The organism is Varibaculum cambriense, assembly GCF_022133705.1.
GTDB classification, from domain to species: domain Bacteria; phylum Actinomycetota; class Actinomycetes; order Actinomycetales; family Actinomycetaceae; genus Varibaculum; species Varibaculum cambriense_A.
On the sequence record NZ_JAKNHJ010000001.1, the window covers coordinates 85,363 to 98,336 of the forward strand.

Consider the following 12,974-nt stretch of genomic DNA (forward strand, 5'->3'; position numbering starts at 1 on the left):
GGGTAACCTAGAAGCGTGGCATACGATTACGAAGAGCAACTGGCTAAGGCGCAAACTACTCTAGAGAAAATTCGGGCGGTTACTGATCCGGAAAAGTTGGGAGCCCAGATAAAAGAACTGGAACAAGCCAGCGTAGACCCTAATCTATGGGATGATCCCGATCATGCTCAGCAAGTAACCTCGCAGCTATCTCACCTAAAAGCCCGTCTTGACCAGGTAGAACGCTTAGATCAAAGCGTAGAGGACGCCCTAACTTTGCAAACTATGGCGGGTGAAGAGCTGGGGGAAGATCGCGAAGAAATTCTATCTGAGCTGCGTACCCTGCTAGAAAAACTAAATAAAGAGCTCGCTGAACTGGAAGTTCAAACCCTACTTTCCGGTGAATATGATGAACGCCGGGCAGTGGTTACTATCCGATCCGGAGTTGGGGGAGTAGACGCCGCGGATTTTGCGGAAATGCTGCTGCGAATGTATTTACGTTGGGCGGAGCGCCACGGCTATCCCACCCAGGTGATGGATACTTCTTATGCGGAGGAAGCGGGAATCAAGTCCGCTACTTTCCAAATTGACGCGCCTTATGCCTACGGGACTTTATCAGTTGAGGCCGGAACTCACCGCTTGGTGCGACAAAGTCCTTTCGATAATCAGTCACGCCGGCAAACTTCTTTTGCCGCGGTAGAAGTAATTCCCCTAATTGAATCCGATGACCAGATAGAGATTCCGGAATCCGACTTGCGGATAGATGTATTCCGCTCTTCTGGACCGGGCGGGCAATCGGTAAATACTACCGACTCGGCGGTACGGATGACTCACATTCCCACCGGGATCGTAGTCAGTATGCAAAACGAAAAGTCCCAGATCCAAAACCGGGCAGCGGCGCTGCGAGTACTGCAATCGCGGCTGTTGCAGTTACGACACGAGGAAGAACAAGCCAAGAAGAAGGAACTGGCCGGAGAAGTAAAAGCCTCCTGGGGAGACCAGATGCGCTCCTATGTGATGCACCCTTATAAAATGGTGAAAGACCTGCGTACTTTAGAGGAATCATCGCAGGTAGATTCAGTATTAGATGGAGATATCGATAGTTTCTTAGATTCGGGAATCCGGTGGCGTAAAGCCCAGGAAGAAAGTGAGAACTAGCACGTCAAAGCGCTAAGCGTCCCCTAATCGGCGTGTAAGCACCAATGCCGCCTCCCCAGGCGCTAAGTTGGTCAGTGCCGGAGGCTTTCAACAGCTAGTGGGGGATGCATGATTACTTTTGACGATGTCTCAATGGTTTATAAACGGGGGGCTCGCCCCGCGTTAAACCACGTGAGCACCAATATAGAGCGGGGAGAATTTGTTTTCCTCGTGGGTAAATCAGGTTCAGGCAAGTCCACTTTCCTAACTATGATTTACCGTGAAAATAGTCCCACGGAAGGCACCGTGACGGTGTTGGGAAAGGATGTTGGCCGGCTCTCGCGGTGGAAAGTTCCGAAATTACGTCGTCAAATCGGTACAGTTTTTCAAGATTTCCGCCTGCTAGATAACAAATCTGTGGAAGCAAATGTGGCCTTAGCGATGCAGGTGATTGGGCGCCCTCGGCACGCTATAAAAACAGAAGTGCCCCAGGTATTATCGCTGGTGGGGCTAGAGGGTAAAGAAAAACGGATGCCCTATGAGCTATCTGGTGGGGAACAGCAGCGAGTAGCGATCGCCCGCGCGATGGTCAATCGCCCAGAGATTCTACTGGCAGATGAGCCCACCGGAAATCTGGATCCGAAAACCTCGCTGGGGATTATGCGACTGCTGGATCGGATTAACCGTACGGGCACCACGGTAGTGATGGCCACTCACGATGACGAGATTGTCAATCAGTTACGCAAACGAGTGATTGAACTTGTGGATGGGGAAATAGTGCGCGACCAGGATCGCGGCGTGTACGGATCGAGTCGAAGCTAGGAGAAGAAATGCGTTTGCGGTTTATCCTTGGCCGGGTATTTTCCGGACTGGGACATAATATGGCGATGACCATTTCGGTGGTGTTGGTGACCTTTATTTCCCTGCTGTTTGTGGGCGTAGGCGGCCTGTCCCAGATGCAGATTTCTGCGATGCAACAGGAATGGTACGCCAAGGTGGAAGTTAGCGTCTATATGTGCGCTCAGGACGACCAGGTGGGCAACTGTAATGGTCAGCAGGCTACTAAGCAGCAGATTCAAGATGTTCGCGACGAGTTAGAGCACGGAACTTTAGCGACCTATGTTGACCATTACGATTTCCAGAACCACGATCAGGTGTACGCGGATTTTCAAAAACAATATGGGGATACCACTTTAGGGCAAGCTACTAAACCGGAAATGTTACCCCAGGCTTTTCGGATCAAAATGAAGGATCCTTCCCAATACGAGATTGTCTCTGCCCAGCTAGAGGGACAGCCGGGGGTAGAACAAGTTCAAGACCAATCCCAGTTGGTTAAACCGCTAATGAATCTGTTTAGCCAAGCTAGTCGGATTTCCTGGGGATTAGCGGCGGTGATGGCGATTGCGGCAATCCTGCTGATTGTTACCACGATTCGCCTGTCGGCCATGTCTCGGCAAAAAGAAACCGAGATTATGCGGATGGAAGGTGCCTCCGGGTTGTTTATCCAACTGCCCTTTATGATCGAGGGCGCGCTATGTGCGCTCTTGGGGGCCTTACTGGCTTGCGGAGCGCTATACGCGGGCGTGAAATACCTGGTGCAAGGGTGGTTGCAAAAGACCATTCCTTTCATCCAATTCGTAGATCTGCGCGAGGTAGCGATTTTGTCCGGCATCATCGTGGTGGCGGCTTTAGTGCTTTCGATTATTGCCTCCCTGGCTTCCTTAGCTAAATACGCCAAGGTGTAGCTATGGTTTTTAGAAAACGTTTAGGAAAAATTCTTAGTGCCACATTAATAACTGGATCCTTGGTGCTGGCCGGCGCCTCCAGTAGTGCGCTGGCTTCCGATCGCTCAAAAGCAGCGGATAAAGAAAAAGCCGCTTCCAGTAAGGCGGCGCAGCTTCGGGCTTCTTTGGAGGACGTCAGCGCGGATTTAGCTGAGTCAGTGATCGCCCTGGAAAACACCAAGCAAGCGCAAAAAAGTGCCCAGGGCGCATATGACGAGGCAGTGCGAGTGCAATCTAACGCGGCGCGCGAGCAAGCTCAGGCACAAGACCACTTGGATGTGGCTAGTGCGCAACTGAAACGGGTAGAACAAGCCCTGGCTGCCTCGCAAGAGAAAGAAAGCGAAAACTTGAACAATATCGGGCGGGTGGCTCGAGAAACCTACACCAACCCAACTGTCGGGGGGTCTTTCGAGTTTTTCATTTCCGATAAGGATAGCGGGGATTTAAGCACCTATGCCCGTAATGCGCAACTGGCTGCCCAGTTACAATCTGATTCTTTGAAAAATGTGCAAGACCAGATTGTTGGGCAAAAGAACGCGCAGATGGAACAGCGGGAACTGACCGCGCAAGTTCGCAAATTAAAAGAAGAGGCGGATGCAGCTTTGCAGGCTGCCCAGAGCGCTAAAAGCACCAAGCAGACAAAACTTGCGCAGCTAAATCAGACTCTGGAACAAAAGAAACAGCAGGAAGCGGAGCTAGCAGCTAAGAAGGGTGAGATCTCGAAACAGCTAGCGGAAGCTGAAAAGGAGCAGCAACAGGCTCAGGAACGGATTAGGCAGATTGATGCCCAAAATCGAAAGGCGCAAAGCGCTCGCAACGCCGATAAGAGTCGCAATGTTCCCAGAGGAAATGCGGGCAGTAGCAGTGCTGGCTTCAGCTCCGGGGGGATTTTTCAAGCTCCGATTAAGGGAGGTATGTACCTTACTTCCCCCTTCGGATACCGAATTCACCCGGTGACTGGACAGCGGCGCCTGCATATGGGAGCAGATATTCACGCTGCCTGTGGGGTGCCGCAGTATGCAGCCGCTAATGGCACCGTGGTTTCTACCCGTTATGAAGGTACTGGGGGCAATACGGTGACGATTAACCATGGGATGCTGGGAGGCAATTCCTGGATCAGTGTCTATCGCCATATGACTCACTTTGCTACTAGCCCGGGGGCGCGGGTGGCTAAGGGACAATTGATTGGTTATACCGGTGCTACCGGTAGGGTGACTGGCTGTCACGTGCATTTTGAGCTGTGGAAGAACGGTTCGGTAATAAATCCCATACCTCTTCCTTAGCAATTATGTGATAGCGTAGGAAAGCTATGAGTAAGAAAAACAAGGGTCAGGGCGCGCCAGCAGCCTCTCAGGTGGGCGTGCAGATGATTGCGCGCAATAAAAAGGCGCTGCATGACTTTTTTATTGAAGAGACCTATGAGGCGGGTTTGGTGCTTACCGGTACCGAGGTGAAATCCTTGCGTATGGGCAGAGCCTCTTTAACCGAGTCTTGGGTGGAGATTGACCGCGGGGAAGCCTGGCTGCAGCATGCTCATATTCCCATGTATATTAACGGTACCTGGTCGAATCATGCTCCGTTACGTAAACGTAAACTGCTGCTACATCGGCGCGAAATAGATAAGTTGAGCGGTCAAGTGGTGGCTAAGGGGCATACGATTGTTCCTTTGGAGCTGTATTTCTCCAGCGGTCGGGTGAAAGTGAAAATCGCCCTCGCCCGCGGTAAACAAGAGTGGGATAAACGGCAAACCTTGCGCGAGCAGCAGGATCAACGCGAAGCTCAACGAGCTATGAAGGATTGGAATCGGCGCGCGTCGGTGGGCTAGCCACAGGTTGAAGTCGCCGATCTTGCTTTGGGTATTAACCCCCGCTTTGCCCTCCTGCAAATCTGGGTAGGATCATTTCAACCGCGCTGGAAGAGCAAAACAAAAACTCTCTGTTAACTTGCTGGCAGGCAAGGATAACAGAGAGTTATTATTTGGTATTTCAGTTAGCAGGCGCGGCGAGCCCGAGCCTTGCGGCGCCGCATACTGCGCCGTTCATCTTCGCTCTTTCCACCCCAGACTCCGGCATCCTGGTTGTTATCAAGTGCCCAAGCCAGGCAGGTTGACTCGACTTCGCAGCGCGCACAAACCATTTTTGCGCGCTCTGCTTGGGCGATAGCGGGGCCGGTATTCCCGATCGGGAAGAATAGTTCCGGATCCTCTTCTAGACAGGCTGCGCGTGAACGCCAATCCATCTGCGTCTCCTTTTAAGGTTAACGATAGGTAACGATTTTGCGGGTAACTGCCCTTATAGAACTCTGTCTTGGAGGGCAGCTCCTTTGCTACTTACTATTTTTTTAGTTACGAACAGATAAATCAAGGGTTTTAACAGTTCAGAACGGGTTATTCTGCGTGTAACCGATCACAAAAGAAGTAAATTTTAGCGAAGTTTAGAAGAAATAGCCACTTGGATGGCAAAACCTTTACCTTTTTTGATTATCATCCCCCGTCCCGGAACTAACCCAATTTGGTCCGGAAAAGCCTGGGAATCTATTCCCTTGAGGAAAGGACGGCACTGCGCGGAACTGCCTAAAACTACCAGAATCGCCCGCTGGCGTAACTCAGATAGCGGTCCCGAAAAAGCAGTCTGGAGAACCTCGGGACTGACAGAGGCAATCACTCGCGTCCTGCGGGAATGGATATCTGGATCTCGCGAGGAGGGCGCTGAGACTTGCCCCATCTGCGGGGCAGAAGAAATCGTGACCTCTGTAGAGGAGCTAAGCCGGGGATCATGAGCGTTCAAATCCTCAACTATTTGGTGATCAGGTAACAAACTGGCGAGTAAGTTTGCGGTAGTAGTTTTTCCGCTGCCATTGTCACCGATTATTAACCAATCTTGCTCGTGGTCTGCTGGCTCTACCGGCAGGGTTCCGGATAGTCCTAAAGCAAGAATGTTTTCCGATTCTTGGTGGCTGTCCGGCTTAGGAAGGTGAAAGCGAGCAGGCAGAGATCGCAGACGCGTTTGGGGGCAGGTTAAATACTTATCGCCCTCGGGAATCGGGGGTATCGCCGCCCTAAATGGGGTAGCGTCCTGGCTCGGGGAAAGTACAAAGATCCCCGCTTCGCTAATCTGTTCTAAAACCTGGGGACTAAAACCGGCTTGGGCAGCCTGCACTCCATCACGGATCCCGCCCACTATCTGGGTTTTTAATCCTTGAAATAGCCGCGAAGAAGCCATAGCCGGTCCGGAAACTACTAGCAGCGAAATCCCCAACGCCTCGCTTTGGCGGCAAATGGAAGCCAGCAAATCATGTCCACTGAGCGGGCCGTAGGTACGCTCGAGAGAGTCCAACAGATCTTCACAATCATCGATAATCAGCGTCCCCGAAAGTTTTCCCCGGCTGGCCAGTTTTAATAGCTGCAAGCTAACCTGCGGGGTAGTGGCAATAGTTCCCGGCCAAGATTCCTGATGAGTTTCGCTAAACGATGGTCCGAAGAATTGTTGCGGTGAGGTACAAATTACGTGGACTTCCCGTCCTCGATTGGCCAGTTGTAAAGCCACCATCAAAGCTAGCGTGGTTCTACCAGAGCCAGCTGAACCTACCACTTGCAGAGAAAACCTCTCTGGCAGGGTTAAAGGGGAAGTGCATTGCCGGTGCGGATAATCACCCAACCCCAAAACTACTTTGTCACCGGCTGGCGGTAGCTGCGGCAAAGCGAGGCGGCGAGGCAGGGGAGGTGCCCAGGGAAGCCGGGGAGGACAGGGAGGATGCCAAGCCGCGCGACACAGCTGCGCTAGGCGCACCGCCTGCGCGGTATGCGGGATCCAAGCAAATTGCACCAGCTTCCCGGAAGCATCGCTGGCAGAGGTTATCCAAGCACGTCCGGCTATCGCCGGTAACTTAGCGCCGCGAGCATCCCCTAATACATCCGTAGAATCTGCAGCTTCTAACACCCGTAAACAAATCCGCAGTCCCATATTCGACTTGATTTGTCCATCCACAATCCCCGCGGGACGTTGGGTAGCCAAAATCAGATGAATCCCCAGACTGCGCCCCAAAGTCGCTAGCCTGATTAAAGAATCAAGTAAATCCGGGTGGTCGGTAGCTAGTACTCGAAACTCGTCCACCACTACCACAATCCGCGGATGCGGTCGGTTTTTGTGCTGTTCACGGTATTTAATCTCGGCGTTCAAAGACAAGATAGCCCGTCTGGTAAGCGCAGGTTCCAGATCCGTTAAAATTCCCAAAACGTGCGGTAGGGACTGCATTTTTTTAAACGCATCCCCTCCTTTATAATCCACCAGTACATATTGCAGTTTGCTGGGGGGATGAGATAGCGCCATCGAAAGCAGCCAGGTGGTCAAGGCTGCCGATTTACCCGCCCCGGTGGTGCCAGCCAAGAGGGCGTGGGGTCCGTCTTTAACCAAGTCCAAGTAGCTGACTTTCTGGGCATCACGAGCCACTGGAGCCTGCAGAGACCGGGAATGTTTCCAATTGTCTGTAATGGTGGCCAAAGGTGCATCTGCACTGATTATTTGCGGCCACAGTTGCTCAAAAAGAACATTATCAGCGAGTTTGCTTGCGGATTCGTCAGCGTGATCCCGCCAAAGCAATTCGCACCAGAGCCGGCCCGGTAAATCGGCGTGAGCGGTAGCGCGCCGATGCTTTGGCACCGGCACAATCCGATTCGCCCACACCGGAGCCTGACCGGGAGTTTTCGCCCAGGTAACCCAAATGCTATCCTCGCTACCGGCAGGGTTTTGGGTCGGAGAAGCCACTACTACTCGCGAAAGTGAGCGTTCCGAGGGTGCTGCAAGCGTGTCCGGATAATCTCGGCTAGCTAGTGCGTCCTCGGCAGGGGCTTCCTCGCTATTCCTATAGCTATCTGGGGAATGGTCTTTGTCGCCACGGCTAAAATCTGCTGCGGTGACGGCAAACTCCAGTTGGTAGCGGGCTCCTTCTTGCCAGGCTATTTGCGCTGCCCACCACAGGGCGCGTTCGCGGGCATAGCTGCCGGTAAAGCAGAGTTTATCTCCTCGTTTAGCGCGGATAACCCGATGCGGGCTTATCCAGGCGCCCACTTCGCTGGAGTCATTAAAGGAGGCAGGCGGGCAGGAGGGGCGTTCTGATTGGCTAGCAACTAAGAGTAACTGTGAGGGACTTACCGGGTGGGGGCGGCGATAAAACCAAACCCCAAATCCCAGGGTCGCGATGCCGGTAAAAATCAAGGTTCCTACTAGCGGGGGAATCTTGAGGAGGGAAATAAGCGAGAACGGTAAGAACACTAGCATGGGTAAGAATAACCATTGCCGCCAAGACCCCAGTTGCATCTTTGGGCGAGGACGGGGAACTCGGAGGTGGCGCGGGCGCGGGGAAACTTTTAATACCGTGCTTCCGGCGCGAATCCTAGAAGATGTCCCAATCTCTTGCTCCTGGCGGATCCGCGAAAAGCAGGAAGCAGTTGCGCCGCGAAAAGTGCCATTAGCTGAACCGAGATCGCGCACGCGCAGCTTGTCTGGCTGAGAAATAAACAAAAGGTGTTCGCGGGATACCGCCCGGTCGTGCAACTGAAATCTTCCGAGGGCGCAATAGTTGCCCGCGAAGGGCAACACTAAGCCGGCAGCTGGGCCGCGCTCTACCTGCAAATGACAGGGAGCAGCTAAGGCCTGTTGCACTGATTCCAACTCCACTTTGCCAATCTAACTGCCGTCAAGGCCGCGCTGCCAGATTGTTTTTTAGGCTGTGGATAACTTCCATTGGATAATGAACCTTTTCCTTTTCGGGGTAAAAAAGGGAAAATGAAGCCATGGCGAGTGAATACGAGCAGGCTTTGGCGCAGGCACAAGAACAGTGGGAAGAGCTGGTAGACCAGATTAATCTGGCGCGGGTTCTCTATTATGACCGGGATCGTCCCACGCTTTCGGATGCCGAATATGACCAGTTGTTTCGTCAACTAGAAGAACTAGAGGGACGTTTTCCGCAGCTAATAAACCCCGATTCGCCCACCCAAACCGTAGGGGGGAGCGCGCAAAAAACTTTTTCTTCCGTAACCCATATAGAGCGGATGGCTTCTCTAGATGACGTGTTTGACACTGACGAAGTATCTAGTTGGTACCAGCGAATGGCGCAGGCCACCGGGGAAGAAAAACCCCAGGTGAGTGCAGAAGTAAAAATTGACGGCTTAGCGGTTAACCTCACCTATCGGAACGGGATGCTTGCCTTGGGGGCAACTCGCGGAGATGGCAGTGTAGGTGAGGACGTGAGCGCCAATATTCGCACTATCGCTAATATTCCCTCTCAACTTTCCGGCACCATAGTGCCCGAAATCTGTGAAATCCGGGGGGAGATCTATTTTCCGCTCTCCGCTTTTAATAAGTTAAATGAGCAGCGCAGCGCCCAGTGGGAGGAGTACAGCTCCGCCAAAAAAGCCGGTAGTCTTGCCGCTTGGCGCGCGCAGCGGCAAAAGGCCGGGCTACCCAGCAAAGTGGAGCCACCTTTTGTTAATCCCCGCAATGCGGCTGCCGGATCGCTGCGGCAAAAAGATGCCCGGGTAACGGCGACCCGCCCCCTAGCTATGATTGCCCACGGCATCGGGAAAGTGCAATGGAAAGCAGCTGATCTAGCGGCCGGTTTCGCCCCGCCCACCAGCCAATTGCAGTGGTACCACCAGCTTCGTGAGTGGGGATTGCCGGTAAGCGAATATACTCGCCCCCTGCGCGGTCTGGATAAAATCCAAGAGTTTATTACCCATATCGGTAAAATCCGTCCCGAGATTAGTCACGAAATTGACGGGGTCGTCCTCAAAATCGATGACCTGAAAACTCAAGAGGAACTGGGATTTACTGCGCGGGCTCCGCGCTGGGCGGTTGCCTATAAATTCCCGCCCCAAGAAGTTCACACCAAACTAGTGGATATCCGGGTTGGGGTCGGGCGCACCGGCAGGATAACCCCCTACGGGGTAATGGAAAAGGTGCTGGTAGATGGGTCTAATGTGGAGCGAGCTACCCTCCATAATCCTTTCGAGGTGCGCCGCAAGGGCGTGAAAATCGGAGACACTGTGGTGCTGCGCAAAGCCGGGGACGTGATCCCGGAAATCGTATGCCCGGTAGTGGACTTGCGAGACGGCAGCGAACAGGATTGGCAAATGCCTCAGCATTGTCCTTCCTGTGGCAGCGAAATTCGTCCCGAAAAAGAAGGCGATAAGGATCTAAGATGCCCCAACCAGCGTCATTGTCCCGAGCAGATTAAAGAACGCGTTATTTTCTTAGCTTCGCGCGGCGCCCTCGATATCGAAGGATTAGGGGAACAAGCGGCGGCAGCGCTAACTATGCCGGAGGCTGACCGTCACCAGGTCGCCCTCGCCCTCACCCGGGGAGAAGCGGTCGCAGCAGCGGGTAGCTTTATCTATTTTTCGGAGGCCGATCCGGCTGCTAGTGTCCCTGCCGAGGACGCGGAGTCGCTACTGCCTCCGCCCGCCTTACCGGCGCTTCCCCTAGAATCTGGGTTATTTGATTTAGGAGAGGAACAGCTGCTACAGGTAAAAACCTGGAACCGGAAGCAGGTAACTAAAAGCGACCGCGAGAAGCTAGAAGCCCAGTTAGTAGCGGGCGGTAAAAGCGATAAAGAAGCCGCAGACCTAAGCAAAAAGCTGCTGAGTAGTGGAGAAATCTGGAGTTATACCACCTATTTTGCAGGCGGGAACCCCCAGGCACCTGCCCTGGCCGCGCGGGGAAAACTGTTACTAGCGGAGCTAGAAAAAGCGAAGACCCAGCCGCTGTGGCGCATTTTAGTCGCGCTATCGATTAGGCATCTAGGTCCCCAGGCCTCCCGAGCGCTAGCTGCCCGTTTTGGGAGCCTGCAGGCAATCGCCAGTGCCAGTGAAAGTGAACTAACCAGCGTGGATGATATTGGGGCGGAAATAGCCTCCTCTATAAAGGGCTGGTTCGCTGTTGACTGGCATCAGGAAATCGTGTCTGCCTGGGAAAAGGCGGGGGTAGTGATGCGCGAAGAGGCCTCCGCTGACTCTGAACAAACCCTAACGGGACTGAACATAGTAGTTTCCGGCAGGGTAGAGGGTTATACCCGCGACGAAGCGAAAGAAGCCCTGATGCGGGCAGGCGGAAAATCTGCATCCTCGGTTTCAAAAAATACCAACCTGCTAGTTTACGGAGAAAAGGCCGGATCAAAACTAAAGAAAGCCCGCGAACTTGGGGTAGCTTGCCTGCCTGAGCAGTATTTTTCGCAGCTTTTAGCGCAGGGAATGGAAGCAACCCTCGCCGCGGTTGGACTAGGAGGTGTAACAGGAACTGAGCAGAGAAGTGGGCAAACAATAGCTACCCCACCTGCGTCCTCACCCAAGAAAATGTCCTCTTCAACGCCACCGGAGTCCGGGAGTGCTTCTAATAGTTTGTTTTAGTGCGTATGCAACAAAGTCCTTAGGCAAGGCGTTAAAGTGGTAACTATGTTGAGGATCCCGAAGAAAACGATCCCACCGTTGTTGCGCGGCTTAAAAATTGTGGCTGCGGTGATTGCGACCCTGCAGGCTGCGACGGTTACGGTTATCGTGGCGATTGACCAGTTACGAAAGTTGCGACAAACCGGTAAACCTGGTGGTTATCCCCAGATTAAAACCCAGCCTATCCGGGTGGATCGCTCCTGCCTGAAAACCTATATGGATGGGGAAACTCTCTATCGCGATATGCTTGCGGCTATCGAGGGCGCGAAAGAGCGGGTATTTTTTGAAACATTTATCTGGAAATCTGACGAAATCGGACAAGAATTTAAAGACGCCCTGATTCGAGCCGCAGAGCGCGGCGCCGAGGTCTATATCATCTGGGATCGTTTTGGAAATATGGTGGTCGATCCTCGGTTCTTCCGTTTCCCCAGGTTAAAAAACCTGCATGTCCTGGGATATTCCTTAAGACATACGGCGCGTGATCACCGTAAAATTTTGGTAGTGGACTCCAAGGTGGGTTTCGTGGGGGGCTATAACATCGGCTCCTATTACTTGGACAACCAGTGGCGAGATACCCATTTGCGCATTAGCGGTTCCAACGTGTGGGAGCTGGAAAGCGCTTTCTTGGACTTTTGGAATTACGCGCAAAAATGGCATTTACGTTTGAAGAAAGTGCGCGATCCGCGTGCCAAATCCTGGAATTCGAAAATTCAGGCCTGTGTTAATGACCCGAAACGACTGCTATTTCCAGTACGCGGAATGTATGTGAACGCCCTGGATAAAGCGCAAGAATCCGCGTATATTACCTCGGCTTATTTCGTTCCCGATCGGGTAATTCAGCGTTCCCTCATTGATGCTGCCCGCCGGGGAGTAGATGTGAAGGTACTGGTACCAGCCAAATCAAACCATATTCTCGCGGATTGGATTTCACGATCCTATCTAACTGATCTGCTCGATAACCAGGTGGAACTGTGGCTTTATGACAATGTCATGATCCACGCCAAAACCGCTGTTATCGATGGATACTGGTCAACAATCGGCACCGCCAATATCGACCGACTATCGATGACCGGAAACCATGAAATCAATATGTCGATTACCTCCCGGCAGCTAGCGGCAAATATGGAGAATATTTTCTTTACTGACCTGTTAAATGCGCGCTCTATTAGTCGCCATGAATGGAACCAGCGTCCCTTTATTGCCCGGATAGCCGAGCGACTATTACGACCTTTCGCCTTCCTGGTTTAAGCGCAGTTGACCGCGGCTGCCACCTCGAACCTGATCGGGGCCCCGAGGCGTAATATGACCGGGAGTGTCTCGGGCATTAGACTGGTGATATGTCGACAATTGATAGGGATGAAGTAGTGCGCGTTGCCGCCTTAGCGCGGATCGCACTCACCGATGAAGAAATAGACCAGTTCGCGGGGGAGCTGGGGCAGATCGCGGCAGCGGTTGCCACCGTCTCTGAGGCCGTAGGGCCGGATACGAAGGCCACCTCCCACCCGATTGAGATGAGCAATGTACTCCGCCCAGACGAGGTAGGGCAGTGCCTTGACCGGGAGGAACTATTGGCCGGAGCGCCTTTGGCTGAAGATGGCCAGTTCCGAGTACCGCAAATCATTGGGGAGGAGTAA

The 12,974-nt window shown here is 53.0% G+C and carries 10 protein-coding genes; 8 read left to right on the forward strand and 2 right to left on the reverse strand.

Annotated features, from left to right (window positions below):
* Nucleotides 1-15 precede the first annotated feature (15 nt).
* The 5 genes from prfB to smpB all read left to right on the forward strand — a co-directional run bounded on the left by prfB (nt 16) and on the right by smpB (nt 4,725).
* Nucleotides 16-1,137: a peptide chain release factor 2 gene (gene prfB / locus L0M99_RS00365; protein WP_238127382.1), complete on the forward strand. Its 1,122-nt coding sequence runs from the start codon at nt 16-18 to the stop codon at nt 1,135-1,137.
* A 108-nt stretch (nt 1,138-1,245) separates the two neighbouring features.
* Nucleotides 1,246-1,938: a cell division ATP-binding protein FtsE gene (gene ftsE, locus L0M99_RS00370; RefSeq protein ID WP_024058531.1), complete on the forward strand. Its 693-nt coding sequence runs from the start codon at nt 1,246-1,248 to the stop codon at nt 1,936-1,938.
* A gap of 8 nt (nt 1,939-1,946) precedes the next feature.
* Complete coding sequence (gene ftsX / locus L0M99_RS00375) at nt 1,947-2,861, forward strand: permease-like cell division protein FtsX (RefSeq protein ID WP_238127383.1); 915 nt, start codon at nt 1,947-1,949, stop codon at nt 2,859-2,861.
* Between the two features lie 2 nt (nt 2,862-2,863).
* Complete coding sequence (locus L0M99_RS00380) at nt 2,864-4,183, forward strand: peptidoglycan DD-metalloendopeptidase family protein (RefSeq protein ID WP_238127384.1); 1,320 nt, start codon at nt 2,864-2,866, stop codon at nt 4,181-4,183.
* Between the two features lie 26 nt (nt 4,184-4,209).
* On the forward strand, nt 4,210-4,725 hold the full coding sequence (gene smpB, locus L0M99_RS00385; RefSeq protein WP_238127385.1) for an SsrA-binding protein SmpB: 516 nt from the start codon (nt 4,210-4,212) through the stop codon (nt 4,723-4,725).
* Nucleotides 4,726-4,889: 164 nt separating this feature from the next.
* Here the strand turns inward: smpB and L0M99_RS00390 are convergent, their stop codons facing one another.
* Nucleotides 4,890-5,138, reverse strand: coding sequence for a WhiB family transcriptional regulator (locus tag L0M99_RS00390; RefSeq protein WP_022865014.1), 249 nt, complete (start codon nt 5,136-5,138; stop codon nt 4,890-4,892).
* 185 nt (nt 5,139-5,323) lie between these two features.
* On the reverse strand, nt 5,324-8,575 hold the full coding sequence (locus tag L0M99_RS00395) for an FtsK/SpoIIIE domain-containing protein (RefSeq protein ID WP_238127386.1): 3,252 nt from the start codon (nt 8,573-8,575) through the stop codon (nt 5,324-5,326).
* A gap of 116 nt (nt 8,576-8,691) precedes the next feature.
* On the opposite strand from L0M99_RS00395, the gene L0M99_RS00400 reads away from it, so the two are divergent.
* The 3 genes from L0M99_RS00400 (at nt 8,692) to gatC (ending at nt 12,974) form a co-directional block, all read left to right on the forward strand.
* A complete protein-coding gene (locus L0M99_RS00400) occupies nt 8,692-11,301 on the forward strand; it encodes an NAD-dependent DNA ligase LigA (protein WP_238127387.1) in 2,610 nt (869 codons plus the stop codon).
* Nucleotides 11,302-11,346: 45 nt separating this feature from the next.
* Nucleotides 11,347-12,588 (forward strand): phospholipase D-like domain-containing protein, encoded by a 1,242-nt coding sequence (locus tag L0M99_RS00405; protein ID WP_238127388.1) that lies wholly within the window; start codon nt 11,347-11,349, stop codon nt 12,586-12,588.
* An 89-nt stretch (nt 12,589-12,677) separates the two neighbouring features.
* The gene (gene gatC, locus L0M99_RS00410; protein WP_238127389.1) at nt 12,678-12,974 is read left to right on the forward strand and encodes an Asp-tRNA(Asn)/Glu-tRNA(Gln) amidotransferase subunit GatC; all 297 of its coding nucleotides are present in this window, start codon (nt 12,678-12,680) and stop codon (nt 12,972-12,974) included.